Origin of the sequence: Heliomicrobium undosum, assembly GCF_009877425.1 — a bacterium.
Classification (GTDB): Bacteria; Bacillota; Desulfitobacteriia; order Heliobacteriales; family Heliobacteriaceae; genus Heliomicrobium; species Heliomicrobium undosum.
In genome coordinates this window covers 31,815-58,128 of record NZ_WXEY01000010.1, presented here as the reverse complement: position 1 = coordinate 58,128, position 26,314 = coordinate 31,815, and the positions used below count along the sequence as shown (strand labels likewise).

Here is a 26,314-nt window from a genome sequence, read left to right as displayed (position 1 = left end):
CAACGCTACGTAAGACAAGGAGGACCCTGATTTGACGACAACCCTCAAATACAAATACCAACTGTACCGCCACCTCCAGGCCAGCATCCCTCAGATCTACGCCGAAGCCAAGAAAGCGGCCGATGAGATCGGCATCCCGCCCAATCTGCGCGGCAAGTTCGGCCTCACCGGCGCCATCTCGGGCTGCCCGGCGCCCCTGCGCCGCGACATCGCCGAGGCGACCGAAAAGGGAGGCAAAGAAGTCATCCCGCTGGCCAAGCTCGTCGACGAACTGCGGGAGATCGTCAAGGATGTCTACGGCGACGAGTGGGAACCGGTGCCGACGAGCACCTGTGAGGCAGCCCTCTGGCTCTGCTTTGACACCCTGATGACGCCGCCCAACCTTGGCCGCGGCGACAACTACCGCGCCCGCTACATCTGCCCCTATGAAAAGCACATGCACCACCAGGCCGCCTATGGCCGGCCCTTCCCGCCCAAGTATAAGGACATCTACGCCGATCGCGGCACTACCGCCGGCGAACTCGGCTTCTACGGCAAGCGGCAGAACAACTTCGACACAGTCATCGTGCCGCTCGTCGGCGCCCAATATCCTGTCCACGGCATCAAAGCCCATCCCGTCCCGCTGCTCACTGAGGTCGACCCCGAGGCATCGATCGAACAGATGGCCCTGGCCGCTGAGGTGCATGCCCCCTTCTTGACTGGCTTCGCTTCTCTCGGCTATGACACCCCCGGCTACGGCTACGGCGCCAAGGATGAGGACGGCGCGCCCCTTCTGATGAAGCGCATCGGCGAACTGGCCCATGAGTACAACGTGCCCTACCTGATCGACAACGCCTGGGGCATCCCCTTCGTCGGCACCGACCCCCGCAAGGTCAATGCCGATGTGATCACCTATGCCATGGACAAAGCCTCCGGCGCCGCCACCTCAGGCCTGGTTATCGGCCGTGAGGACGTGATGACCCATATCCGCCGGGCCATGGGCATGCACGGCGACCGCTGGGGGACGACAGCCTCCTACGGCAAAGCGGCCTATGTCACCTTCGACCCCGGCAAAGAGGCCCTGCTCAGCCAAGTGCAAACGTTGCGGGTGTTGCGGGACAAGCCGGAGATCCTCACCAAGCCTGTCGACGACCTGGAGCGGATCGTCAACGACGAGTTCGACAAGATCCACCCGAACATCAAAAAAGGCCTCAAGATCAGCAAGTCCTACAACTCCCAGGCTGTCGAGGTCAACTACGAAGGCACCTGGAAAGAGGGCGGTCTCGGCCTTCCCATCTTCGCTATCGAAGACATGTACGCCGGGAGCAACATCCTGCAGAGCGGTCTGGCCCAGATGGGCGTCATCCCGACCATCGCCTATGACGCCAACGTCTACATCTCGCCCGGCCTGGGCACCACAGATGAAGACGGCCAGATCATCGAAGAGAACATGCGCTTCGCCGTCCGCGCCCTCGTCCGCCTGATGGAGATCACCGCCCGCTACGCCGGCATGATCTGATGAACACCGGCAGAGAAACAACTATTATGGAAAAAAATGGCAACAAGAACACCGGCGAGAAAAGGGAGGTGGCGCCAGCATGCCGAAGGTAGTCGTCGTCGGAGGCGGCTGGGCCGGCTGTGCTGCTGCGATTGCGGCGGCCAAAGCCGGCGCTGAAGTGGCCTTGCTCGAACGTACGGACATGTTTTTGGGCACTGGCCTCGTCGGCGGGATCATGCGCAACAACGGACGATTCACCGCCACCGAGGAAATGTTGGCCATGGGCGGCGGCGATCTCTTCGAGGTCACCGATGAGGTCTCCCGGCACAAGAACATCGAGTTCCCGGGTCACAAGCACGCCAGCCTCTATGACGTGGCCAAGGTGGAGCCTGCGGTGCGCCAGCGTCTCTCCAAATTCCCCAACATCCACTTTCGCACCCTGGCCCGGGTGCGGGACATCACCATGCAGGGATCGCGCATCACCGGCGTCGTGATCGATGAGACCGATGAGATCACCGGAGATGTTTTCGTCGATGCCAGCGGCACGGCGGGCCCTCAGGGCAACTGCGGCAAGTATGGCAACGGCTGTGTCATGTGCATCTACCGCTGTCCCACCTTTGGCGGGCGCGTCTCCATTGCCGGCAAAGCAGGCGTTAAAGAGGTTGTCGGCAAAAAGGCCGACGGCAGTTTCGGCGCCATGTCCGGCTCCTGTAAGTTGCACAAAGATTCCATCCGCGACGACATCGTAGACACCCTGAACAAAACAGGTGTCGCCGTCGTCCCCATCCCCCAGGAACTGCGCAAGGAGGATGCCCTTTCCCAGAAAGCCTGCCAGCAGTACGCTCTCAAGGAGTTCGCCGAAAACATCATCCTCCTCGACACGGGCCACGCCAAGCTCATGTCGCCCTACTATCCTTTAGACAAGCTCCGCCACATCCCCGGATTCGAGAACGCCCGCTTTGAAGACCCCTACTCCGGCGGGATCGGCAACTCCATGCGCTACGTGGGCATGTGCCCCCGCGACAACACCCTCAAAGTCAAAGGCGATGCGGAGAACCTCTTTTGCGCCGGCGAAAAGGCGGGCCTCCTGGTGGGGCACACCGAAGCCATCGTCACGGGCGCCCTGGCCGGCCATAACGCCGTCCGCCTCGCTCTGCAAAAACAGCTCCTCGAACTGCCGCGTTCCCTCGCTGTCGGTGACGCCATCGCTCATGTGAACGAGCAGATGCAGACCGAGGAGGGGCTGACGAAAAAGTACACCTTCTCCGGCTCCGTCTATTTCCAACGGATGAAGGAGCAAGGGCTCTATTCGACCGATGTCAACGCCATCCGGCAGCGGGTGGAAGCGGCCGGCTTGACCGGTGTCATGGAACGACCGGTCTCTTAGGAGGTGGTCGCCGCTGGTTACCCTCACAACGCTCCACTGGATCTTTCTCTTCTATGTGCTGGTGGTCATCGTGGTCATGGGTTTGCGCCGAGACCCCCTGATCCCCTGCATCCTCGGCATCCTGCACATTGGCTGGATGTACACCGGCGGATTGGGCGGCGCTATCCAGGCGGTTTTTAACGCCCTCGTCGTCGCCGGCATCGAGTTTCTCGGGATCATCGTGGTCATCTCGCTGATCGTGGCCATGTCCAAGGTGCTCACCGAACTGGGCGCCGACTACCTGATCATGCGGCCGGCGGCCAAGTTAATGATCAACGCCGACGTGGCCTTCTGGATCCTCGGTTTTGCCATGCTGATCGTATCCTGGTTCGTCTGGCCTTCCCCCGCAGTGGCCCTGATCGGCGGCATCATGCTGCCGATCGCCGTCCGGGCTGGATTGCCGGCCATGGGGGCGGCCATGGCCATGAATATCTTCGGCCACGGGATCGCTCTGTCCAGCGACTATGTGATCCAGGGCGCCCCGACGATTACGGCCAAGGCGGCAGGGCTGACATCGGGAGACGTGGTCTCCGCTTCCATACCGCTGGTGGTGGTTATGGGCCTGGTCACCTCGATCATCGCCTTTATCCTCGTCCGGCGGGACATTGCGGCCAACCGGGCAGCCCATGATAAAGAGCGGCAACAGTACGAGAATAAAAACCAGAAGTCGGAAATCACGGCGCTATCCTATGTCTTTGCCTTCCTCGTTCCTATCGCCTTCATCGCCGATGTCTGGGCGATGCTCACCTATGACCTTAAAGGCGGCGATGCGACTGCCCTTGTCGGCGGGACAGCGGCGCTGCTGCTGGCCCTTGGATCGGTGCTGAAGTATGGCGTAGAGTCATTGGAAAAGATCACCGATTTTGTCCGGGACGGGTTCATGTTCGGGATCAAGATCTTCGCCCCCGTGATCATCATCGGCGGATTTTTCTTCCTCGGCAAAGGCGAACTATCCCAGCAGATCCTCGGCAAGGGGGCGCCTGGATTCCTGGAAGATGTCGGTCTCGCTCTGTCCAACGCCGTTCCGCTGAACAAAGCGGCTGTGGCCGTGATTGAACTGGCGGCAGGCATGATCGTCGGCCTTGACGGTTCCGGATTCTCGCCATTGCCTTTGGTCGGTTCCATCGCAGCCACCTTCGGCACTGCCCTTCCTGACCTGAATGTGGCCACGTTGGCCGCCTTGGGCCAGATCGCCGGCGTGTGGACCGGCGGCGGCACCATCATCCCCTGGGGGCTGATCCCGGTGGCGGCCATCGCCGGCGTCAACCCGATCGAACTGGCCCGCCGCAACTTCATCCCCGTCATCTCGGGGCTGGCCGTCACGACGATCGTCGCCATCCTGCTGATGTAAACGCCAGATGAGGCGACTCGGCCCCTGCGTCACCTTCGTTCATGAGAGCAGCGTGAAGCGGTTGAGAGGTTAACCACCTCGTCAACCGCTTTTATTATGAAAAGTCGGTTTCATCTTCGCTTGCGACCTGACAGGTCATCACCGTTTTCTGCGATTTTTGACCCTTGCAGTCGTGGGAAAATAAAATTCGCCATTGGGGAGAAAATAATCCCAAATGGCAGGACAGGTTCCGCGCAGGAACCTTTGCAAGGAGGAAGACAATTGGCGCAAGGGGTTCTATCCCAGGTGCTCGATGCCCTCGACCTGGAGACCTTCCTCATCTGTTCAAGCGAGGACGAGGGGAAGGAGATGGCCATCCGCCTGATGAAGACACTGGGCTTTCAAGACGTCGATCTGGTGTTCATCCAGTTTGCCGGGCCAGGGGCGCGCGTCCGGGCGCGGGCCTACATCTACCGTCCAGGCCAGGACTACGCCTGGGTCCGCAATGCCGACCGGGAAGGGAAGGGGTGAGGGCGATGGCGAACTGCCTGGAACGGAAAAAAGTGCTGTTGGTGCCTCTTGACCCCGTCCATGACATCGGGCTGAAAATGATCCGCCGCGGCCTTGATGAGGCCGGACACCAGACGATGCTGCTGCCGCCCGATCTGCCGCCTGAGGAGATCGTCAGCATCATCAGCCGGGAGAGCCCCGATCAGGTGCTCGTCAGCCGCACCCTCGGCTACGGCGTGGCCGAACTCCTGGCGCGCTTCGTCGATCTGACCGACGCAGCGGGATTGCGCGACAGGACGACCTTGGTCGTTGGCGGCATGGCCATTCGACCGGAACTGGCGGCAGAACTCGGCTTTGACGCCGGTTTCGGCCCCGGCACATCAGTCGACGAGGTAGTGGCCTACATCGAAGGCCGGCCCTACAAGCCGGACGCGGCGGGGATCCGCAAAGAAAAAGCCGATCTCACCGCCCGCTACGGTTACGAATACCGACACCCGGCCATCGCAAAACTGCTGGAAGGGATTGTCGACGGTATTTTGGCCTGGGCCGAGGGGAAGACCTCCCCGGGGATCAAACGGGCGCGACTGCGCGATGAGGCCTGGGATGTGGAGACCTGGCGGCAGGGCAAGCTCGACGGCAACTTCAATGACGCCTATGCGGCGCTCTGCGACCCTGTGGCTGAAGCCTTTTACCGCAAGGGAGAGGTGCATCCGAAAACGCGCCGCCAGAGTAAGGAAGAGATCGCCCGCCTGGAAGACTACCTGACATCAGTCGAAAAAGGCATGACGGTCCGCCGTTTGCAGCACCGGGAGGGCCAGCCCAAGGTCTTCATTCAGTACGGCACCGGCTGTCCTTTTATGGACATCGCCCATATCAAGGTCTGCGAAGCCTGGGGGGCTGACGGCGTCGTCCACTTCGACCCTTCCTGGGGCGCTCGCACGGAGGGTTTCATCGGCGACTTTTTAACCCACCAGGAAGACGGCTCTGTCATCACCCCCGAAAACCTTTCCTGGATCAAGGCCGCCCTGGAGGCGTCGACCCTTTGGCAGGTGCGCGCCCACCGGGGGCTGAACACGCCGGAGACGGTCGTCTTGGCCGGCAAGCTCGGCGCCGACCTGACCAAGATCAACATCGCCTACGGCGCCTTGGCCGCCGGCACCGATCCAGCCCGTCTGACGGTCGATGGGGTGGAAGCCATCCGCATGGCCGTCAAGTACAACCTCCCCTTTGACGTGGTCACCAACGAGGAGTTGGCCGGCGTTCCCGCCCACAAGGCCTTTGCCGGCATGCTGATCGTGGCTGCCCTGGCCCGCCGCCTGGGCGGCCGGCCCATGCTGCAACCGCTCTTCGCCTTCAGCCCAGAGGTGATGGTGAGCGGCCAGATGCGCGACAACTACATCGATTTCAACGCCGCCAAGATCGAGGCCTTGCGGGCGATCATCGACGCGCCCATCTGGCCGGGGGCGCCCATCGGCTTTTTGACCCAGACAGAGGACCGGGTGCAATCCTCTATGACCACCTCCCTGCACGCCGCCCTGGCAGCCTCGTTAAACGTGGACGCCGTGTCCATCGCTTCCTCCGACGAGGCCTATTCCGGCGGTCCCATCGTCGCCGCCTCTCGCGTCGACACGTTGCGGGCCGTTGCCGAGGGTTTCCGCTTCTTCGGCGAGGGCCGCGTTGAGCCGACGAAAAAAGCCAACCAGTGGGCGACGGAGATCGTCGAGAAGATCGAGACGGTGTTAAAAGCGGTGGCTGCAGCGCCCTCATTCCCCGAGGCCATGTATACAGGTCTGCTGGGCAGCAAGGAAGAAGGGGCTTATCCGGGTCGGGGCGGACGGGGAACCGTCACCGAAGAATGAAGACGGTCGGCATCGCCGGAACAGCAAAGAACACTGGCAAGACGACGACCGCTTCGGCTCTGCTCAGAGAGGCCTACCGGCGGCGGCGGCGTGTTGCCGTGACCTCCATCGGCTATGACGGAGAGGAATTGGACAACATCACCGGCCTCCCGAAGCCGCGGCTGGCCCTGGAACCGGGAACCCTTGTCGCCACAGCCCGTAAATGCCTGCCGCCGTCGACCGCCGATATCCGCATCCTGGAGGACACGAACATCCCCAGCGCCCTCGGCGCCATCATCATCGGCGAGGTCCTATCGCCCGGACTCGTCGTCGTCGCCGGACCGAATAAGGCCGTCGAGGTGGGCCGGGTGAAAGGCCGTCTCGCCTGCTATCGCCCCGACCTGCTCATGGTTGACGGCGCACTCAACCGGATTGCGCCTATGGTTGAAACAGACGGGGTGATCTTGGCCACCGGCGCCGCCCGTCATGCTGATCCCGGGCGGCTGACGGCCGAAACGGAGAGCATCGCCCAGATTTTCCGGCTGCCCCAAGGCAGCACAGCCGTCTTTGCCGATGGCGGCGGCGTCGCCTGCCGGCGCAACGGGCAGTGGCGCAAGATGCCTTTGGCCGATGCCCAGATGCTGACGGTCGAGGACGGTCGCGATCTCGGGGGGCAGATCCTTGCTTTTCTCGCTAGTGTAACGGACGGTGAGACAAACAACCCCACCGAGGGCCTGCTCGCCCTGTCGCGACTGGTGACCACCGCCGCCATTCGTTCCATGCTCTCGACGGCAGGCCCCCGATTGAGGGGATGGCGGATCTTTTTTCGCGACCCCGTCACCTTGTTGCTCAGCGACAACCCCGGTGAAACCGACCTGATGCTGCGGCAATTGCGTGAATCGGGATTAACGCCGGTTTTGCGGCGATCCATCCCTCTCCTGGCCGTTACGGTGAACCCCTTCTACCCGGAATACGACGCTGAGAGCCAGACCTACCAGCCACGTTACCTGCCCGGCGGGGTGCTGGAGGGGCGATTGGGGCGGAGGCTGAAGGTTCCTGTGCTGGATGTGAAGCGGGAGGGGGCGTTGGCGTTGTGGCGGAAGGCGATTGGTTTTTAGTCGATGCTATTGAAACGAGTGGATTCGAGTGAGTGTTTTTCGTTGATTAGGCGGAAAAGCCGAACACTGACAACCGCCGCCTTCCGCCCATGAGAAAAAGCTGAAAAAAGTATGGGGAGCAGGATTTTCATGGTATCTGACGAATAATTTCCGAGTTACCTGGGAATACCGGGGGTGTTCCCGGCTTTCCTTTTTTATTGCACAGGGGGTACGGGCTGTGAAGGGGATTCGTGTCGGCGCCGGTCAAATCGGCATGCTGGTCCTGTTCATGATCGTCGGCGCCATCATTGGCAGCTTGATCGGGGAGGCCTTGAGCCCTGTCGTCCCTGTCATGAAGTTGAGCAAGGACGTGGAACTCGGCCCGGCTCACATCAACCTCGTGTCATTCAGTTTCACCCTCGGCCTTAACATCAAGCTCAACCTGGCCGGGGCCGTGGGGATGCTCGCCGGCATTTTTCTTTACCGGCGATTCTAGCCTGGAGGGATTCTTTTGAACCTCGTGCTGGCATCGGCGTCGCCTCGTCGTCGCCAGTTGCTTTCCGACCTGGGCATCCGCTTTTCGGTCCTGCCCAGCGATTTTTCTGAAGAAGGGGTCGACGGCCTGGCGCCGGAGGCGCAAGCGCTGGCGCTGTCCCGCGGCAAGGCCCATTCCGTCTGTGAACGCCTGTCTGACGGGATCATCCTGGGCGCCGACACCATTGTCGTCATCGACGAGGATGTGCTCGGCAAACCGAAATCACCGGATCAAGCCCGGGAGATGCTCCGCCGCCTCTCCGGCCGATCCCACCGGGTGATCACGGGACTGGCCCTGTTTCATGTTGAAAACGGTCGCATCGTCCATGAAACGAGCGGCTATGAGGAGACACTGGTCTATTTCCGCGAACTTTCGGAAGAGGACATCAACCGCTATGTCTCCACTGGCGACTGCCTCGATAAAGCCGGCGCTTACGGCATCCAGGGGTTGGCCGCCTTGCTGGTGGAACGTCTGGAGGGAGACTACTTCAACGTCGTCGGTTTGCCGCTCGTCCGGTTGGACAAGTTGCTTCGCCCGTGGGGGATTTCCCTGATGCAACTCGCAACTGAAGGGAACAGCCGCACCGCATCTCCTGCCTAGCAGCCGCACAATGATAGCCGGTTCCCCATCACAGAGGGGGCTTGGCCGTGAGTGACAACTATCATTTGACCATCAAAGACCTGCCGGAGGACCTGCGCCCCCGTGAGCGCCTCCTGTCGGCAGGTCCGCAGGCATTGACCAACGCTGAACTGTTGGCCATTCTGCTGCGGACCGGAACAACCCGGGAGACGGCCATCGACATGGCCCACCGCATCCTCCGCCAGGGGGGCCTGCGTTTTCTCGCTGAGGCTACAGCCGACGAATTGAGCGCCCTTAAAGGTTTGGGCGCCGCCAAAGCGGCCCAGGTGAAGGCAGCGGTGGAACTGGGGCGTCGCATCGCCTCGACGGCGCCGGAATCGCGTCCCGCCATCCGGTCGCCCGAGGACGCCAGTCGCTTGGTGATGGAAGACATGCGGTTTTTAGATCGAGAGGTCTTTCGCGCCATCGCCCTAAACACGAAGAACCAGGTCCTCAGCATTGAGGATATCTCTGTGGGCAGCCTGTCGTCATCGATCGTCCATCCGCGGGAACTGTTCAAAGTGCTGATCCGCAAGAGCGCCGCTGCGGTTGTGCTCATACATAACCATCCCAGCGGAGATCCGACACCGTCGCGGGAGGATCGCGAGATTACGCGGCGAATCGTTGAAGCAGGAAGAATCTTGGGGATCGAGATCCTTGACCATGTCATCATCGGCGACAACCGCTACAGCAGCCTCAAAGAACTCGGATATGTCTAAGAACATGGATACGTCTGATCCGGTAAGGAGATAGGAATATGTTTACAAAAGATCTGGGCATTGACCTCGGCACCGCCAACACCCTCGTGCATATGAAAGGACGCGGGATCATCCTGCGGGAGCCTTCCGTCGTCGCCATCCAGCGCGACAGCGGCTCTGTCATGGCTGTGGGGGAGGAGGCCAAGCAGATGATCGGCCGGACTCCCGGCAACATCACCGCCATCCGTCCGATGAAAGACGGCGTCATCGCCGATTTCGACATCACCATGTCCATGCTCCGCTACTTCATCCGCAAGGCCCTTGGCTCCAGCACCGGCCTGTTCTCCCGCGTCCGCGTCGTCGTCTGCGTCCCTTGCGGCGTCACCGCCGTGGAGGAGCGCGCCGTCAAGGAAGCGGCCTTGCAAGCCGGCGCCAGAGAGGCCTACCTGATCGAAGAGCCCATGGCTGCCGCCATCGGCGCCGGGCTGCCTGTTCATGAACCGACAGGCAACATGATCGTTGACATCGGCGGCGGCACGACAGAGGTGGCCGTCATCTCCCTCGGCGGCATCGTCACCTCCAAATCGATCCGCATCGCCGGCGATGAGATGGACGAAGCCATCGCCGCCTATATCAAGCGCCAGTACAACCTGGCCATCGGGGAGCGCACGTCCGAGGAGATCAAGATCCGCCTCGGTTCGGCTTACCTGGACCGTGCCGAAGAACTGCTGGAGGCCATCGATGTGCGCGGCCGCGACCTCGTCTCCGGCCTGCCCAAAACGGTCACCGTCACAGCCGAGGAGATCCAGAAGGCACTCTCCGAGCCGGTGGCCGCCATCATCGACGCCATCAAGGTCTGCCTGGAGAAAACGCCGCCCGAACTGGCGGCCGACCTGATGGAACACGGCATCGTCATGGCCGGCGGCGGATCCCTCCTGCGCGGACTGGACCGCCTCGTCAGCCTCCAGACCGGCATGCCCGTGTACCTGGCCGACGAGCCTCTTTCCGCCGTCGCCCTTGGCACCGGTCGCGTCCTGGAGAATATCCCCGCCCTCAAGCGCGTCCTGATCCCGCAGAAGCGGCTCAACTAGGCCCATTCGCGACTGACGCTGCGCAGCCTCATCTAGCGTGATCAGACGGATCTATTCCGGTGTCATCAAGCATAGACAGCACAGATTTAATAGGAAATTGTTGAAAAAAGCAAAAACCCGTTGATTATTTTGCACCCTTGATCGACAATAGTTGGGTGGCAGTCTGAGACGATTCCGTAGCACGGGCGCATGGGTAAAGCGAGCGGTTTGAGCGGAGCGGCGTAAGCGAGCGCAGAGGTCGCAGCGGTAAGGCGCGCCATCAGACATGCAGAAAAGCCCAAGTATTTGGCGCGCCCGCTGCGGCGTCAAGCGAGTAGCCGCGGAGCTCTTAGCGAGCTTTATCCATGCGCCCTCGCATTTTCAGAACGAGGTTCACACGCGATCAGGGTAAAGCGAAAGAGTGGACGGATGCGGCGGATTCCATTAAGGGGGAAGCCTTTTTGGCCCGAACAAGAATGAGAAAGACACTTCTTGTCGTCGGTCTTGGAACGGTCATCGGCTTGGGGCTTCTCCGGATGACGAGCAACGACCGGTGGGACACGACCCTTCTGGAGAGTTCCAGCCATGCGCTGCTGGCGCCATTCCAGGCTGGTCTTGCCTATGTGACCGGACAGGGGGAGGCCATGGGCCAGGCGGTGATCAACTACCGTCAGGTCAAGGAGGAGAACGAGGCGTTGCGCCGGGAAAACGGTGAATTGCGCCGCGAAAACGGATTGCTTCGCCAGTACCAGTTAGAAAATCTCCGCATGAAAGAGATGCTAGCATTTAAAGAAGAAAAAGGGGGAAACTACCAGATGATCGCGGCCAGAGTCATCGGCCGTGAGACATCGACGTGGTTTCGTTCATTGACCCTCGACCAGGGGGCAGCCGACGGGGTGGAGAAGGACATGGTCGTCATCAACAATGACGGACTGATCGGTCATGTGACCTCCGTGTCGCCCCATTCCTGTCAGGTCCTGCTGATCATCGACCGGGAAGCGCCGGTGCCCGCTATGCTGCTGATGACCCGGGAACCCGGCATCATCGAGGCCAAGGGCGACGGTTCTGGCCTGTTGCAGATGGTTCACCTGCGCCGCGACGCGCCCGTTCAGGATGAACAACTGGTCGTCACCTCCGGTCTGGGGTCCCTCTATCCGAAAGGCTTGCGCGTCGGCTATGTCACCGGGTTGGAACCGGAACCGAACGGCCTGACAAAACGAGCCGCTTTGCGTCCAGCTGTCGACTTCCAGCGCCTGGAAGAGGTCTTTATCGTCCAAAAGGTCCTGCGCCAGGAGGGAGAGTAGTTGCGCCATCTGAACCTGGTCCTGTTGCTGTTGGCGAGCACGACCTTGCAGACGACCCTGATGGCCAATCTGGCCATTGCCGGCGTGACACCTCATCTCGTGTTGCTCCTTGTCGTCTTTACAGCCATACTGAAGGGCGGACGTTTCGGCAGCCTCTTCGGCGCTGGCGCCGGTCTCTTTCTGGACATGCTGACGGGCCGCTATATCGGGTTGAACGCCCTCGCCCTGGCCGCCACGGCCGGCCTCTGCGGCTTCATCGAAGGGCGTCTGTACAAGGACAACCTGCTCGTTCCCATCGGCTGCGTCTTAGCCAGCACACTGGCGTACCACACCTTCGCCTTCCTGTTGGGAAGTTTCGCCGGACTGCCCTTTGCCGTCGGCGGCTTTTTCATGACCCTCTTGACCCAGGCTCTTTATAACACAGCGGCGGTGCCCTTGCTGTACGGTCCCTTTTACCGGGCCGCCCGCAAAGGGTGGTTGCCGAAGGAAGAGGTGGGTTCATGAGCCTCGATTTAAACAACCTTGTCAATGAGATGGCCAATGAGATGACCATCGACCCCCCTGCCGCCAAGCGTCGAAAAGACCTGGAAAAGACGCTGCGGCTCTTTGCGGTGGCGACGATCCTCGTCTTTTTCGCCCTCGTGAGCCGCCTCTTTTATCTCCAGTTCGTGGACGCCACAGAGTACACGACTACGTCCGAGGAAAACCGCATCAAGATGCTGCCTATCACGGCCATGCGGGGAGACATCGTCGACCGCAACGGCGTGACCCTGGCCACATCGGTGCCCGTTTTCAACGCCTACATCACCTACCTGGGCATCCAGAACAGCGACCGGGAGGCGGTCGTGCAGAAGCTGGCTCATATCCTGGGCGCCAATGACCCGGCGATCACAGCCGACTATATCACCGAACTGTTTAAGAAACGCCGGTCTCGGCTCTACGAGCCTATCCTGATCAAATCAAACCTGAGCGAGACAGAAGTGGCCATGCTGGAGGAACGCCGGGCCGAACTGCCGGGTGTCGTCGTCGAAAAAGGTCCGGTCCGCTATTATCCACCTGTCGAGGGAAGCCAGATCGCAGGCCACCTGCTTGGCTACGTCCGGCAGATCAGCGCCGACGAGTTGAAACAGTATGGCGATGAAAAATACCGCCTCGATGATATGATCGGGAAAACGGGCCTGGAAAAGGCCTATGAAAAGTACCTGCGCGGCCAGGACGGCTACCAGCAGGTCGAGATCAACCAATCCAATCGGCCCATTCGCAATCTCTTCACCCACACCCCCACGCCCGGCGACCGCTTGGTCCTGACCCTGGACGCCAAGGTGCAAAAGACGATGGAAGAGACGATGGACCGGACCTTGAGCCAACTGCAGCGTGAGAACCCGAAGGCCAAAGCCGGCGCCGCCGTCATGATCAACGTCCGCACCGGCGCCATCCTGGGCATGGTTTCCCGACCGGCCCTCAACCCCAATGATTTTGTCGGAACGATGAACCAGGAGACGGCCGATTACTACTTCCGTTCCGATCCGCCGGCGGGAATCAACCGGGTGATCCAGGCTTCCTATCCGCCAGGTTCGACCTTCAAACCGATCACCGCCATGGCTGCGCTAGATGTGGGAAAACTTGATCCCCACGAACACATCAACTGCACCGGCGCCTACTGGGAGAAACCAAACATCCGCTGTTGGAGCGTTCACGGGTCTGTCGACTTGAACGAGGCTGTCGCCGGTTCTTGCAACGTCTATTTTCAGGAGATGGGGCGGCGGGCCGGCATCGATAACATCAGCCGCATCGCCCGCGAGTTTGGCCTCGGCCAGGAGACGGGCATCCTGCTGCCCGGCGAGGAGGAGGGCCTTCTGCCTGGCCGGGACTGGAAGCGCGCTTGGGGAAGCTCCTACGCAAACAACCGCTACCAGGCACGCATGCGCGAACAGGACAAAAAGACCCAAGAGGAACTGACCAACGCGCAGACGGAAGAGGAAAAAGCCAAAATCCAGAAAAAAGACACGTCCATGCGCAAGACGATCGAACGGGACTACCGCAACGATCTGAACTACTGGCCCTACTGGCAGCCCTTCGAGACCTACAACACCTCCATCGGCCAGGGGAGAAGCCAGTACACGGTGTTGCAGTTGGCCAACTACATCGCCACCCTGGCCAACGGGGGCACCCGCTTCCAGCCCTACATGGTTGACCGGATTGAAACACCAGAGAAGCAGGTGGTCCAGCAGTTCGGGCCGACCATCCTCAATCAGGTGTCCCTGTCGCCGGAGAACTTGGCCATGGTGCGGCGGGCCATGCTGGCTGTCACCGAGCAGGGTGGGACAGCGTCCTACCTGTTCAACAATTTCCCCGTCAAGGTCGGCGCCAAGACGGGCACGGCCGAGACAGGCCGGGCCGGCGACAACAAGGAAAAGGATTACCATGGCGTCTTCGTCGCCTTTGCGCCTTACGACAACCCGGAAGTGGCTTACGCCGGCGTCGTCGAATACGGCTACCATGGCGGTTCCTCTGCCGGCATCGTGGCGCGAGCCGCCTTTGAAGCCTATTTCGGCGTTAACCCCACCAATCCGGAAGCCTTGGTTCCCTTTGGGCGTGTCGAAGAATAAGGGAAACGAGGAGCCTGGCTCCTCGTTTTTTTGTTTTGCTTGAAGGAATTCCCCCCAGGGCGTAGAATTTCATTGGTGGACGAAAATGGTAAAGATATGGAAATCGGCTGGGGGCGAGTGGACGGCAATGCGAAAAGCAGACATCGTGATCAAGGGTTCCAAAGATGGGCTTACCTTCTTTCTGGACTCCCAGTGCGATTTTTCCGAACTGGCCGCTGCGATTGAAGCGAAACTGGCGTCAGCCGATTGTTTTCTTGTGGGCGCCCATGTCACCGTCGACGTAGGGACACGGCAACTCCACCCGGACCAGATTGAACGTCTCCGGACCCTCTTCCCGTCTTACGGGCTCATCTTGCGGGGAATCAATTCCTGGGCTGATCCGGCCGGTCAACATGACGAGGAGGAAAGGGTCGTGTTAAAAGGAAACCGCGAACGCATCTACCAAATCGCCAACCACCTCTATGAATCGACTGAACGGGCTGATGGCGCGGCGAGGAGCCGCGATTCCCGAGACGATTCCGCTCCGAGCTTTTCGCCGGTCGATGCCGCGCCGGATTATGTCGAGGCGACAACAGAACCTGCCGACCACTTCGGAGGCAGCCCTTCCGATTCGCAAACGGCCATCCTCACCCAGGGGGGCGATGAACGGACGCTGCTCATCCAGCGGACGCTCCGTTCCGGCCAGACCGTGCGCTATCCCGGACACGTGGTCATCCTGGGCGATGTCAACCCTGGCGCGGAAATCGTGGCAGGGGGCAACATCATCGTCATGGGGGTGTTCCGCGGCGTGGCCCATGCCGGCGCCATGGGCAGTGATGAGGCGGTGGTGACGGCCTACCGGCTCCGGCCGACACAATTGCGCATTGCCAATCACATCACCCGTCCGCCTGATGAAGAGGAGGAAGGTCCCGATCATCCGGAAATCGCTCGCATCCGGGATGGCATGGTGACGATTGAGCGCTACCACTACGGAACCAAATCTTACGGCAAAGACGTGTAAGGGAGGAACACACATGGGTGAAGTGATTGTCATCACCTCAGGCAAAGGCGGCGTCGGCAAGACGACAACAACGGCCAACATCGGCACCGGGCTGGCCGCGCTCGGTTTTAAAGTCGTTCTCGTCGATACTGATATCGGTTTGCGCAACCTGGATGTCGTTATGGGTCTCGAAAACCGGATCGTCTATGATATCGTCGATGTGACCAGCGGTCAGGTGACGTATGCCAAGGCGCTGATCAAGGACAAGCGTTTCCCTGACGGTCGTCTCAACCTGCTGCCGGCAGCCCAGACGAAGGACAAGACTGCCGTCAACCAGGCCCAGATGAAAAAACTCTGTGAAGACCTGCAGCAGGAGTTTGACTTCGTGCTCATCGACTGCCCTGCCGGCATCGAGCAGGGGTTCAAGAACGCCATCGCCGGCGCGGAGAAGGCCGTCGTCGTCACCACCCCGGAGGTTTCGGCCATCCGCGACGCCGACCGCATCATCGGCCTCCTGGAGGCGGCCGGTCTGCGCAACCCCCGCCTGATCATCAACCGCCTGCGGCCGACGATGGTCAAACAGGGGGACATGATGTCTATCGAAGACATGGTGGACATCCTGGCTATCGATGTCCTCGGCGTCGTGCCGGAAGACGACACCATCGTCATCTCGACGAACAAAGGCGAGCCGGCTGTTCTCGACGATAACTCCCGGGCTGGTCAGGCCTACCGCAACATCACCCGCCGCTTGACCGGCGCCGAGGTGCCCCTGATGGATCTGGAGGTTTCAGAAGGCTTTTTTGACAAGGTTCGTAAGATCTTCGGCATGAACCGCTAACAGCAGGAAAGGGGGCAGGGAAGCCCATGGCGGTGCTGGATTTTTTAAATCGCATGTTCAGCCGCGACGGCGGCAACAGCAAGAACATCGCAAAGGAGCGCCTGCGTCTCGTGCTGGTTCACGACCGCAGCAGCGTTTCGCCTGAAATCATGGAGGCCCTCAAAGAGGACCTGATCAAGGTGATTTCCAGCTATCTGGAAATCGATGAAAGATCGCTGGAGGTCAATTTGAACAATGACGAAGCCTCCGTCGCCCTGGTGGCCAACATTCCCGTGCTGGGGTTGAAACGCCGCAACGTTTGAACCCTGCGCTTGGCAAGGCAAAAAGCGTCCAGCCCCTCTTTTTCCAAAATGGGAGGGGCTTTTCATTGTCTGAACGATCCCCTATAATAGGGTTGTCTTCAGACCATAAGTCAGGGGGAACACCTTTGCGCTTGAAACTTGCGCGGAACCTGGATCTGACACTGGTTGCCGTTGTGCTTCTCCTGCTGACCTTCAGCATTGTCATCATGCGCAGCGCCTCATCTAACGTGGGCGCCGATCCGCTGGCATTCGCCCGCAAACAGACCATCTGGGTCTTTATCGGCATCGCCTTTGTGATCATCTCCATGTTTTTTCACTACCAGACCTTGTCGCGCTACTCCTGGTATCTCTATGGCTTAAACCTGCTGATCCTGATCGCCGTGCTGCTCCCAGGTCTCGGCGTCAATGTGAACGGGGCCGTCCGCTGGATCAACATCGGCGGATTCCAATTTCAACCCTCTGAATTTGCCAAGCTCCTCATGATCATCACCTTTGCCGACTTCCTGTCCAAACGTCAGGGGCGCATGGAGACACTAAAGGACCTGTTGCCTTGCTTCGCTTTTGTGGCCGTGCCCATGCTGCCGATCTTAAAGCAGCCCGATCTGGGCACATCCCTTGTCTTTATCGCCATCATGCTAGGGATGCTGGCTGCCGCCGGAGCGAACAAGAAGGTCTTGGGCCTCCTCGTTTTTTCCGGTCTTGTGGTGGTGATCGTCGCCATTTACGGACACCTGACCTGGGGTTGGCCGTTGCCGTTGAAGGAGTACCAGATTAAACGGTTGATCATTTTTTTGGATCCCGACCTGGATCCCCTCGGGGATGGCTACCATATCCGCCAGTCGCTGGTCGCCATCGGTTCCGGCGGGCTTTTCGGCAAGGGGCTTTTTCAGGGCACCCAGGCCCAATTGAACTTTCTACCTGAACACCACACGGACTTCGTCTTTTCCGTAGTCGGGGAAGAACTCGGCTTTATCGGCGCCGTTGGCTTGTTGGCGCTCTTCTTCGTGATCATCCTTCGGGGGCTTCGCATTGCCCTCGATGCCCGGGACACCTTCGGTTCGCTCATCGTGACAGGTATTGTCTCCATGTGGCTCTTTCATGTCCTGGTCAACGTAGGAATGACGACAGGCATCATGCCGGTTACGGGCATCCCCTTGCCCTTTGTCAGCTACGGCGGTTCGGCGATGCTGACAAATCTGGTTTGTCTGGGTTTGCTGCTCAACGTATACTGGCGTAGACAGTCGATAATGTTTTAGGAGTGGACATGTCATGAGTCAGGACCGGCTAAACGTCAATGACCTTATCCAAATCCTCATACCGGCAGGCAGCATCTATTCCGGTCATTACAAGAGCCGGATCGAGGATATGACAGAAGACACTCTGACGCTGGCATTGCCGTTCAAAGAGGGACAACTGATCCCGCTGCACATCGGCGAGCACCTGATCTTTTACAAGGCCAGCGAGAACGGGGTCTGGGTCTACCAGACGGTCGTTCAGTCGCGCCGATCTGCCCCGCTTCCCGTGATTATCGTAAAAAAACCGATCCGCGCCGACAAGGTGCAGCGCCGAAATTTTTACCGTTTTCCCATCACCATCGCCACTCAGTACTGCAAACAGGAGAAAGATGTGGAGCCCAAGGACTGGACCTGGTGCAAGGGGGTTATCCGCAACATCTCCGGTGGCGGCGTTTGCCTGACTGTCAAGGAACAACTGCACGTGGGCGACAAGATCATGGTGGACCTGCCGCTCGGCAAGGACCGGCTCCGCGTCGGCGGGCAGGTGAAACGCTCCCTCATCGAAGGGGAGGGAAAGGATGTCGTCTATGTCCTCGGGATCGAGTTTTTGAACATCTCCCGGGGAGAGCAGGAACGGGTGATCCAGTTTATCTTCACCAGACAGCGCGAGATGCGTAGCCAAGGTATGCAGTAACCCTGCCGGCCCCCACCGGCGGGGTTTCTTTTTGGGACGAAAAGCCCTGTCGATATAAGGCGTTACGAAGTATAATGAAAGAGCGACTCGGAACACACGTTCCGGGGTGAACAGAGGAGGAACGGGGACGATGAACGAATACACATCGAACTGTCTGGGCCTAACCGTGTCCTCTCCGAAGACAGGCTTTTTCTGCCGGTGGTGGAACCGTCGCCTGCCGCTGCAGGCGCTCGCCTGGGAACTGCAGCCCGAGTACCCCGCGCCCATTGTGGCCGTCCGTGTCGACAATGTGCTGGAGGACTTGGAATACGTCCCGGAACGGGACTGCCGGGTGGAAATGGTCGATATGTCGACAGAGACGGGCCTGCGCGTCTACGGGCAGAGCCTCGCCTTTGTGTTGATGCGGGTGGCGCGGGAACTGTTTCCCGGTCAGCAGTTGGAGATTCAGTTTTCGTTGAATAAGGGTTTTTACGGCGAACTCCTGGGCGATGAGCCCTTAACGGAAGAGATGGTCGACCGCCTGCGCGAGCGCATGTGGGAGGTTGTCCGGGCCGCAGAACCGATCGAGCGCAGGGTGGTCAGTTGCTTTGAGGCGCTGCACATCCTGGAGGCCGCAGGCCGCAAGGATCAAGCTGACATTCTCCGCTTTCGCAGCCGTGAACCGGTCAACATCTATACCTGTGGCGGCTATATGGCCTACAGCGATGAGATTCTCGTTCCCCATACGGGGATGATCACCACCTATCAACTGGTTCACTATTTCTCCGGTTTTCTCCTGCGCCATCCTGATCAGTCTGATCCCTACCGGATTCCGCCCAATGTGGAACAGAAGCAGCTGGCCTACATCTTTCGCGAGTCGGACAAGTGGACGAAGATCGTCAAGGTGGGCGATGTGCGCGACCTCAATCGCCACAATGAGGCAGGGAAGACGGGTGAGTTGATCCGTATCGCCGAGGCGCTCCATGAGAAGAAGATCGCCCAGATCGCCGATCGGATCGCCGAGGAACCGGAAAAAGCGCGGCTGATCCTGATCGCCGGTCCCTCTTCCTCCGGCAAGACCACCTTCGCCCAGCGCCTGAAGATCCAGTTGCGCGTCAACGGCCTTGACCCAGTGACCCTGTCGATGGACGATTACTTCCTTCCCCGGGAACGGACGCCCCGCGACGCCTCGGGCAACTACGACTTTGAGTCCATCGACGCCGTCGATTGCGCCCTCTTTAACGACCACCTGATGAAGTTGATCACTGGAGAGGCTGTCGAAATCCCCCGTTATAACTTCCACACGGGCGATCGCGAATACCATCAGGACATCGTGCAGGCCGGCATCGATCGGCCCATCATCGTGGAAGGGATCCATGGGCTCAATGAAAAATTGACGGCGGCGGTGGCTCGCGATCATAAGTTTAAGATCTACGTGAGCGCTCTCATGGAACTTAACCTGACTCCCATGAACTACATCAAGACGACCGATGCCCGCTGCATCCGCCGCATCGTCCGGGATCACCGGTTCCGTTCCCATGACGCGCCGCGGACCTTGACTATGTGGTCCTCTGTCCGCCGCGGCGAGGAACGGTGGATTTTCCCCTTTCAAGAGGAGGCGGACGTCATGTTCAACTCCGCCCTCGTCTACGAACTGGCGGTGCTGGCCCGCTACGCCGCCCCGCTCCTGGAGGCCATCGACGGCGACTCAAAGGTCTACGGTGAGGCGCAGCGCCTCTTGACGCTGCTCGATTATTTCCGCCCCATGGAGGACCTGGAGGTTCCCCACAACTCGATCCTGCGTGAGTTCATCGGAGGCAGTTGTTTTTTCTAAGGGAGTGCTAAAGTTGTTGTTTATATCTCGTCAATTGTCTTTTCTGTTTGCTCGCCGGTCATTTGCGGCTGTCGTTCTGCTGGGGGGCTGGCTGACCGCCCTTTTTCTCCTTGGACATTCCTTGCCGGCCGATGCGGCTTCTCCGTCTCCGGAAACGGTCAAACTGGTCATCAACGGCAAGTCTGTCATCCCCGATTCACCACCGGTGATCGTGAAGGACCGGGTGCTCGTGCCCGTTCGCGTCGTGTCGGAACAACTGGGACTGAAGGCGGCCTGGAACAGCGAAAAATACGAAGCCACGTTGGAAGGGGAAGGGCAGACGATTCTCCTCCGTCCCGGTCAACGGGAGGCCAATGTGAACGGCAAGGCGGTTTCCTTGGATGCCCCGGCCCAACTCCGGGACAACCGGCTCTTTGTCCCTTTGCGTTTCGTCGGCGCTTCCATGGGCGGGAAGATCGATTGGGACAGCGCCAGCCGCACGGCCTATGTGGCGGCTGCATCGAAGACGGCGTCACCGTCATCTCCGGCGGATCCGGTGGGGCAGGCGCCGGGAACGCCGGCGACACCCGGTTCATTAAATCCACCGGCTCCGTCAAGCACCTCGGGAACGACAACGCCCTCCGGCGCGGCGAAGCCTCCCGGAACAGCACAGCCCCCCGGAACGGCTTTGTCTCAAGCGGGCCAACTCACTGACATCGACTGGCAGATCGAGAACAACAAGGACATCATCATCTTGGCCAAGACCGACAGGACCGAGTTTCAACTGTCGGTCCTGGGCGGACCTGACCGGGTGGTCGTCGATTTGCCGGGCGCTAAACTGGGAGATGGCCTGCCAAAGAACAGGGTGATCAACCTGGGGCCGGTGAAACAGGTGCGGCTTGGCCAGTTCCGGGAGGATACGGCCCGGATCGTCATCGACCTGAACGGACCGGCGAAGCCCCAGATTCAGAACGAATCCGGTGGCCTGCGCATCCGCATACCAGGGACAACGGCGCTGCGACGCGCCGGAATCCCATTAATCCTGCTAGACCCCGGCCACGGCGGCAGCGATCCTGGCGCGTTGGGACCGACAGGTAAACAGGAGAAGGATTTCACCTTGCCCATGGCCTTGAAGGTCCGTGATCTTCTGGTCAAACAGGATGTGGATGTGTTGCTGACCCGGTCCGTCGACATGGATGTGTCGCTGGCCGACCGGGGAACGATCAACAACCGAATCCGTCCTGATCTGTTTTTTAGCATCCATGCCAACGCAGCCGCCCGATCGGAGGCGGGCGGAACGGAGACATGGATGTGCGCTGAAAATGGACGTTCTCTTGCCGAGGCGATCCAGCGGAAGGTGCAGCCGGCGACAGGGAGAGATGATCGGGGGGTCAAGCAGGCGAACTTTTATGTCCTGCGGACCTCCGAGGTTCCCGCTGCATTGCTGGAGACCGTCTTCATCTCCAATGCTGAAGAGGAAAATTTGTTGTTCAAGGCGGATTTTCAAGACCGCGTTGCCCGGGCGATTGTCGCCGCGATGATGGAATACCTTAAACGGCCGCTGCGCCCGTAAACCTACCTGTTTTCCAATCATCGGCCGATCAAGCATGTCGGAATGTACACAGACCGCACCCCCGTCCCCGCATTTCGAGTCGGATAATGACGAACGAAAAACAAAGCAAATGGAAGGAATTACTAGTTGATTTCGCGAATTTGTTTTATCGTTCTAACATGGAAAGACTCAATCGGATCCGACGGTTGAGGATTAATGGATGATTCCGCTGGAAGGCGAGGAAAGGGGGAAGGCGGCTGATGTACATACTTGCCCTGTTGGCGTTATTCATCGGGGCTGTCATTTGGCTGGAACTGGGTCAAAAGAAGACCTACCGGAAAACACATCGGCTAGACCCACAGGCGGTTCGGCGGTTGATTGGACAGAGCCAATCGAGGGAGCGTTTTCCACCGCTGCAGGAGTACGGGACTCGTTATCCTGCCGAATAACAGGGTTGCTTTGTATGGACAATGAAAAACCCGCTCTTTTCCTTTTTAAGGAAGAGGGCGGGTTTTTTTGCTTTTTTCGTTCGGTTCGAATTACTTCTCCGACGTGTTCGCTTTTCCGGCTGGCGCAGCGATCTTGCTATGGGAGTAGCCATAGAGGAAATACACGACGATGCCCGCGCTCATCCAGATCAGAAACAGCTTCCAGGTGATCCAGGGGAGGGAGCCCATCAAAAAGGTGCAAAACAGCACGGCAAGCGAGGGCGTAAAGGGTACACCGGGACAGCGGAAGGGGCGTTTCAGTTCGGGGCGCTGGCGGCGCAGCAGGATGACACCGATGGAGACAAAGACGAAGGCGGACAAGGTGCCCAGGTTGACCATCTCCGCCACGATCCCGATGGGAACGAAACCGGCCACGAAAGCGACGATTAACCCGGTTAGCCATGTGGAGACAAAGGGCGTCGCGAAGCGGGGATGCACCTTCGAGAAGAAGGGAGGCAGGAGGCCGTCTCGACTCATGGCAAAAAAGACGCGTGTTTGGCCGAACATCATCACCAGGAGCACCGTCGTGATCCCAGCGATGGCGCCGATGGAGACGAAACCGGCCACCCAGTTCTGGCCGGCCACCTGCATGGCCAGAGCCACCGGCGCGGAAACGCCCTTGAACTGGGAATAGGGAACGATGCCGGTCAGGATGGCCGAGACGATGATGTAGAGGACGGTGCAGATGGCCAGCGAAGAGACGATGCCGATGGGCAGGTCTCGCTGCGGGTTCTTCACCTCTTCGGCAGCGGTCGAGACGGCGTCAAAGCCGATATAGGCGAAAAAGACGATGGCCGCGCCGGACCAGATGCCGGAGACGCCGTAGGGCATAAAGGGACTCCAGTTGGCCGGCTTGACGTACCAGACGCCAACGCCAATGAAGAGGAGGACGACAGCCATCTTGATGAAGACCATGATGTTGTTGACGCGGGCGCTTTCCCGGATGCCGATCGATAGTAGCGTGGTAACGATCAGGACGATGATGACGGCCGGAAGGTTGATGATCCCGCCGCCTGCCGGCGGATTGACCAGCGCCGCCGGCAGGTGAAAGCCCAGCCCTTCGATAAGTTTGACGAAATAGGCCGACCATCCGATGGAGACGGCAGAAGAGGCCAGTCCATATTCGAGGATAAGCGCCCAACCGATCAGCCAGGCCATGAATTCGCCTAAGGTGGCGTAGGAATAGGTGTAGGCGCTGCCCGACACAGGGCAAAGGGCGGCGAATTCCGCATAGGCCAGGGCGGCGAAGCCGCAGGCCAGTCCGGCGAGGACGAAGGAGAGGACCAGCGCCGGTCCGGCATGTTCGGCGGCGGCGATGCCAGTCAGCACGAAGATGCCTGTTCCGATGATGGCGCCGATGCCCAGCAGGGTCAGATCAAAGGCGCCCAGTGTTTTATTCAGGCCTGTTTTCGTTTGGGCGAACTCGATCAACTGATCCAGGGATTTTTTCCGCCAGAGGTTCATGAAGAGAGGCTCCTTTCATTGCATAAGGTTCGGGAAGAGGTGTTTTTTCGGAACATGAGGATCGAAACAAGTTTTCCCTGCCTTGGTTTTAGGTATCACTGGGGAAGTGTCGACAAGCACATATTATAATCACTTGTTCTTTTTTGCACAAGTGTCCTTCGCAGGCGGACAAAGAAAAAAGGCGATCAGGACTATCCCACAATCGCCTGGACGTTCGACAGCTTATTTTTCATTGCTGCGCCGGTGGATGCATTGTTCAAAAGCTCGCTTCATCGCTCGTGTATGTACGGGGTTGATGGAAATGCGGTCCGCCGGTTGGGTGTAACACCAGGGGGCCATCGGACATTCGGAGCACTTGCCGGCGAGGTTCGGTCTAGGCAAGGGGATGATCCGGGCCATACACACCACCTCCTACTTAGGAGTATGCCCGCCGCCTCTCCTCGCGATGCGTGAATGACTGGAAAAAGAAAGGATGTCCTATTTTTTCCAGATTGGCGCATAGAGTGTATCAGGTGTGGGGATAGGGGGGACAGGTGTGAAAAAGTCTATTATTCCCGACGGCGGTGATTGGATCACGAACCGCCGGCGTAGGCGTCCGGCAACCTCTGGGGAGGCAGTTCGTGAGGCGGAAAAAGAGGGCGCCGCTGAATCGCCCATAGACGGAAGGGTCGGCGCGGCTGACGGGGGCGGCGGTCTCGGCGGGGGAAACCGCTGGCTCGGCCGTTTCGGTGGGCAGTCATCACGAAGTTGGTTCCCTGGCGATCCCACGGCTCGCTGGGGAGAATCGCCGCCGGGGAGGGGAGAGGGTTCCCCGCTTCGTCGCTGGCTTTGGCAAACGGCCATCTCATTGGCCCTCTTCGCGGCGACCTGGCAACTCTTTCAGATCGACCAGCCCTGGGCCCGCTGGCTGCAAGGGGAGATCCGGCGGGTTGCCACGGAGAACGTGGAATACGAAGCGCTCCATGAGGCCGTCTTGCGTCTCGGCCTTTGGACGGACGCGGCTGCCGTGGCCCCCGTCTTCGCCCCTGCCGGCGGAACGGCTCGGGTTGGCCTGCCCGTTGAGACGCCCGTGAAGGGCATCCTTGTCCAGCCCTTCGGGCAGCGCGGCGGCCACTTTTATCCTGGCGTTCGCATCGCCGCGCCGGCGGGATCGCCGGTGACTGCCGGCGTGACCGGCAAGGTGGCCCTGGAATGGGTGGAAAACGGCGGCCACTTTGTTCAAATCATCGCCGATGATGGAACCGTCCGTATCGTAGGCCCGCTGGAGAAGCTGGAGGTGAAAGCCGGCCAGCCGGTTGAGCCCGGTACGGTGTTGGGCCGATTGGCCCGCAGCGAGGCGGACGGCCAGGCGCAGCTCTATCTCGAGGTCCGCCGGGAGGGTTGCAGCGTCGACCCCTTGGAGAGTGAGAAGGGGGGACAGCCCCAGTGAGGATCGTCCGCCTTGCCGGGGTGGACGTGCGGATTAACGAATGGCTCATTGTGCTTGCGGCGCTTTACGTCTGGGCCGGTGTGGCCGTGGAAGTGGCACTGGCCTTTGCCTGCGTGGCCTGGCATGAGTTGGGCCACGTGCTCGTCGCCCGGCGCAAAGGTTTTGCCGTGCAGGAGGTCGAGTTTTTTCCTTTCGGCGGCGTTGCGCGACTTGAACCGGGCCTGGAGCAGAGTCCCGGCGACGAGATCCCCGTTGTCCTGGCCGGCCCCATATTCTCCTTTCTCCTCTTGCTGATCCTCGAAGGGGGGATGCGGCTGGGCATCGACTGGGGAGACTATTTCGATTTTTTGCGCAATGTCAATTTCTCCATCGGTCTGTTCAACCTGTTGCCGATCCTCCCCCTGGACGGCGGACGTCTCTGCCGCGCCTGGCTGGCTGGGCGGTGGGGAGTCATGCGGGCATCCTTGCGCGCCGCTGGTTGGGGGGAGGCATTGGCGCTGCTCTTCGGCCTGCTGGCCATCGCCGGACTCTACGGGGGGCGCAACGGACTCGACCTTCCGCTGATCGCCGGGTTTCTCTTTCTCGGCGCCCATAAGGAAAGGAGCAACGGCCCCATGTTTTTTTGGAACCTGCTCCGGGTGAAGCGGCGCAAGCTGGCGGGCCAGGCGGCCTGGAACGGCGAGGTGGTCGTGGCCCGGCGCGATGTGCGCGTCTCCAGCCTGCTGCCCCGCATCGTGCCGGAGCGCTGCCTGCTCGTCACCGTCGTTGACGAAAATGGCGCGATCATCGGACAGGTCAGTGAGAACGATCTGCTCCAACAGATGCTGCAGGGCAAGGAGGACCTTGCCGTAGGGGAACTGATTCGCAGGGGCGGATGAAGCCAGGCGCTTTTCGCTGTTCGGGACCTTTAAGTAAAATAGAAGGGTGTCGCAGCAGGGCAAAAAAGCGTCTTCTGGGGTTGTCTTTCCGGGATAAAGGGGATAATCTTATCGTAAGTTCCATTGTACATCGGTTATAATTGAACGAATC

Annotated in this window: 25 protein-coding genes; 23 read left to right on the top strand and 2 right to left on the bottom strand. The window is 59.9% G+C overall.

Translation table 11 applies throughout. The annotated features are described in order from the left end of the window. Positions 1-31 precede the first annotated feature (31 nt). The 21 genes from GTO91_RS10580 (at position 32) to GTO91_RS10480 (ending at position 22,353) form a co-directional block, all read left to right on the top strand. Positions 32-1,498, top strand: a complete 1,467-nt coding sequence (locus tag GTO91_RS10580; RefSeq protein WP_161258685.1) for a PLP-dependent aminotransferase family protein — start codon at positions 32-34, stop codon at positions 1,496-1,498. Between the two features lie 79 nt (positions 1,499-1,577). After that, positions 1,578-2,864 carry an FAD-dependent oxidoreductase gene (locus GTO91_RS10575; protein WP_161258684.1) on the top strand — a complete coding sequence of 429 codons (1,287 nt, stop codon included), beginning with the start codon at positions 1,578-1,580 and terminating at the stop codon, positions 2,862-2,864. Continuing rightward, positions 2,839-4,254: a hypothetical protein gene (locus GTO91_RS10570; RefSeq protein WP_328793782.1), complete on the top strand. Its 1,416-nt coding sequence runs from the start codon at positions 2,839-2,841 to the stop codon at positions 4,252-4,254. The genes GTO91_RS10575 and GTO91_RS10570 overlap by 26 nt, the downstream gene beginning before the upstream one ends. Before the next feature lie 261 nt (positions 4,255-4,515). Beyond that, positions 4,516-4,764, top strand: coding sequence for a hypothetical protein (locus tag GTO91_RS10565; RefSeq protein ID WP_161258683.1), 249 nt, complete (start codon positions 4,516-4,518; stop codon positions 4,762-4,764). A gap of 5 nt (positions 4,765-4,769) precedes the next feature. Continuing rightward, positions 4,770-6,602, top strand: coding sequence for a cobalamin B12-binding domain-containing protein (locus GTO91_RS10560; protein ID WP_161258682.1), 1,833 nt, complete (start codon positions 4,770-4,772; stop codon positions 6,600-6,602). After that, on the top strand, positions 6,599-7,699 hold the full coding sequence (locus GTO91_RS10555) for a hypothetical protein (RefSeq protein ID WP_161258681.1): 1,101 nt from the start codon (positions 6,599-6,601) through the stop codon (positions 7,697-7,699). The genes GTO91_RS10560 and GTO91_RS10555 overlap by 4 nt, the downstream gene beginning before the upstream one ends. A gap of 217 nt (positions 7,700-7,916) precedes the next feature. Further along, entirely contained in the window at positions 7,917-8,174 is a 258-nt protein-coding gene (locus GTO91_RS18660) for a DUF4321 domain-containing protein (RefSeq protein WP_161258680.1), read from the top strand. Between the two features lie 24 nt (positions 8,175-8,198). Next, entirely contained in the window at positions 8,199-8,813 is a 615-nt protein-coding gene (locus GTO91_RS10545; RefSeq protein WP_328793783.1) for a Maf family protein, read from the top strand. 47 nt (positions 8,814-8,860) lie between these two features. Further along, positions 8,861-9,550 carry a RadC family protein gene (radC, locus tag GTO91_RS10540; RefSeq protein WP_328793781.1) on the top strand — a complete coding sequence of 230 codons (690 nt, stop codon included), beginning with the start codon at positions 8,861-8,863 and terminating at the stop codon, positions 9,548-9,550. A gap of 38 nt (positions 9,551-9,588) precedes the next feature. Next, positions 9,589-10,620, top strand: a complete 1,032-nt coding sequence (locus GTO91_RS10535; protein ID WP_161258678.1) for a rod shape-determining protein — start codon at positions 9,589-9,591, stop codon at positions 10,618-10,620. Positions 10,621-11,060: 440 nt separating this feature from the next. Continuing rightward, a complete protein-coding gene (mreC, locus tag GTO91_RS10530) occupies positions 11,061-11,903 on the top strand; it encodes a rod shape-determining protein MreC (RefSeq protein ID WP_161258677.1) in 843 nt (280 codons plus the stop codon). Further along, positions 11,904-12,407, top strand: a complete 504-nt coding sequence (gene mreD, locus GTO91_RS10525; RefSeq protein ID WP_161258676.1) for a rod shape-determining protein MreD — start codon at positions 11,904-11,906, stop codon at positions 12,405-12,407. Then, complete coding sequence (gene mrdA / locus GTO91_RS10520) at positions 12,404-14,512, top strand: penicillin-binding protein 2 (protein ID WP_161258675.1); 2,109 nt, start codon at positions 12,404-12,406, stop codon at positions 14,510-14,512. The genes mreD and mrdA overlap by 4 nt, the downstream gene beginning before the upstream one ends. Positions 14,513-14,639: 127 nt before the next feature. After that, entirely contained in the window at positions 14,640-15,512 is an 873-nt protein-coding gene (minC, locus tag GTO91_RS10515) for a septum site-determining protein MinC (protein ID WP_161258674.1), read from the top strand. 13 nt (positions 15,513-15,525) lie between these two features. Further along, positions 15,526-16,329, top strand: a complete 804-nt coding sequence (gene minD / locus GTO91_RS10510) for a septum site-determining protein MinD (RefSeq protein WP_161258673.1) — start codon at positions 15,526-15,528, stop codon at positions 16,327-16,329. 32 nt (positions 16,330-16,361) lie between these two features. Further along, a complete protein-coding gene (gene minE, locus GTO91_RS10505; protein ID WP_161258739.1) occupies positions 16,362-16,631 on the top strand; it encodes a cell division topological specificity factor MinE in 270 nt (89 codons plus the stop codon). Positions 16,632-16,756: 125 nt separating this feature from the next. Continuing rightward, positions 16,757-17,887 (top strand): rod shape-determining protein RodA, encoded by a 1,131-nt coding sequence (gene rodA / locus GTO91_RS10500; RefSeq protein ID WP_161258672.1) that lies wholly within the window; start codon positions 16,757-16,759, stop codon positions 17,885-17,887. A 13-nt stretch (positions 17,888-17,900) separates the two neighbouring features. Then, positions 17,901-18,560 carry a flagellar brake protein gene (locus GTO91_RS10495; protein WP_161258671.1) on the top strand — a complete coding sequence of 220 codons (660 nt, stop codon included), beginning with the start codon at positions 17,901-17,903 and terminating at the stop codon, positions 18,558-18,560. Between the two features lie 130 nt (positions 18,561-18,690). Then, positions 18,691-20,373, top strand: a complete 1,683-nt coding sequence (locus tag GTO91_RS10490; protein ID WP_161258670.1) for a nucleoside kinase — start codon at positions 18,691-18,693, stop codon at positions 20,371-20,373. Between the two features lie 13 nt (positions 20,374-20,386). Next, a complete protein-coding gene (locus GTO91_RS10485) occupies positions 20,387-21,925 on the top strand; it encodes an N-acetylmuramoyl-L-alanine amidase family protein (protein WP_161258669.1) in 1,539 nt (512 codons plus the stop codon). Between the two features lie 239 nt (positions 21,926-22,164). Next, positions 22,165-22,353, top strand: a complete 189-nt coding sequence (locus GTO91_RS10480) for a hypothetical protein (RefSeq protein WP_161258668.1) — start codon at positions 22,165-22,167, stop codon at positions 22,351-22,353. Between the two features lie 90 nt (positions 22,354-22,443). On the opposite strand, the gene GTO91_RS10475 is transcribed toward GTO91_RS10480, so the two are convergent. Both GTO91_RS10475 and GTO91_RS17765 read right to left on the bottom strand, forming a co-directional pair. Beyond that, complete coding sequence (locus GTO91_RS10475) at positions 22,444-23,856, bottom strand: amino acid permease (protein WP_161258667.1); 1,413 nt, start codon at positions 23,854-23,856, stop codon at positions 22,444-22,446. 222 nt (positions 23,857-24,078) lie between these two features. Next, complete coding sequence (locus GTO91_RS17765; protein WP_170294195.1) at positions 24,079-24,255, bottom strand: hypothetical protein; 177 nt, start codon at positions 24,253-24,255, stop codon at positions 24,079-24,081. Positions 24,256-24,391: 136 nt separating this feature from the next. On the opposite strand from GTO91_RS17765, the gene GTO91_RS18655 reads away from it, so the two are divergent. After that, positions 24,392-25,285, top strand: a complete 894-nt coding sequence (locus GTO91_RS18655; RefSeq protein WP_161258666.1) for a murein hydrolase activator EnvC family protein — start codon at positions 24,392-24,394, stop codon at positions 25,283-25,285. Next, entirely contained in the window at positions 25,282-26,163 is an 882-nt protein-coding gene (locus GTO91_RS10465) for a site-2 protease family protein (RefSeq protein WP_161258665.1), read from the top strand. Before GTO91_RS18655 ends, GTO91_RS10465 begins: the two co-directional genes overlap by 4 nt. Positions 26,164-26,314 lie beyond the last annotated feature (151 nt).

Excerpts from the sequence above, each read along its gene's own strand:
- GTO91_RS10575 (WP_161258684.1), top strand. The coding sequence starts at position 1,578 with ATGCCGAAGGTAGTCGTCGTCGGAGGCGGCTGGGCCGGCTGTGCTGCT.
- GTO91_RS10490 (WP_161258670.1), top strand. The coding sequence starts at position 18,691 with ATGAACGAATACACATCGAACTGTCTGGGCCTAACCGTGTCCTCTCCG.
- GTO91_RS10535 (WP_161258678.1), top strand. The coding sequence starts at position 9,589 with ATGTTTACAAAAGATCTGGGCATTGACCTCGGCACCGCCAACACCCTC.
- minD (WP_161258673.1), top strand. The coding sequence starts at position 15,526 with ATGGGTGAAGTGATTGTCATCACCTCAGGCAAAGGCGGCGTCGGCAAG.
- mrdA (WP_161258675.1), top strand. The coding sequence starts at position 12,404 with ATGAGCCTCGATTTAAACAACCTTGTCAATGAGATGGCCAATGAGATG.
- GTO91_RS10560 (WP_161258682.1), top strand. The coding sequence starts at position 4,770 with ATGGCGAACTGCCTGGAACGGAAAAAAGTGCTGTTGGTGCCTCTTGAC.
- GTO91_RS10475 (WP_161258667.1), bottom strand. The coding sequence starts at position 23,856 with ATGAACCTCTGGCGGAAAAAATCCCTGGATCAGTTGATCGAGTTCGCC.
- minC (WP_161258674.1), top strand. The coding sequence starts at position 14,640 with ATGCGAAAAGCAGACATCGTGATCAAGGGTTCCAAAGATGGGCTTACC.
- GTO91_RS17765 (WP_170294195.1), bottom strand. The coding sequence starts at position 24,255 with ATGGCCCGGATCATCCCCTTGCCTAGACCGAACCTCGCCGGCAAGTGC.
- GTO91_RS10495 (WP_161258671.1), top strand. The coding sequence starts at position 17,901 with ATGAGTCAGGACCGGCTAAACGTCAATGACCTTATCCAAATCCTCATA.
- GTO91_RS10480 (WP_161258668.1), top strand. The coding sequence starts at position 22,165 with ATGTACATACTTGCCCTGTTGGCGTTATTCATCGGGGCTGTCATTTGG.
- GTO91_RS10555 (WP_161258681.1), top strand. The coding sequence starts at position 6,599 with ATGAAGACGGTCGGCATCGCCGGAACAGCAAAGAACACTGGCAAGACG.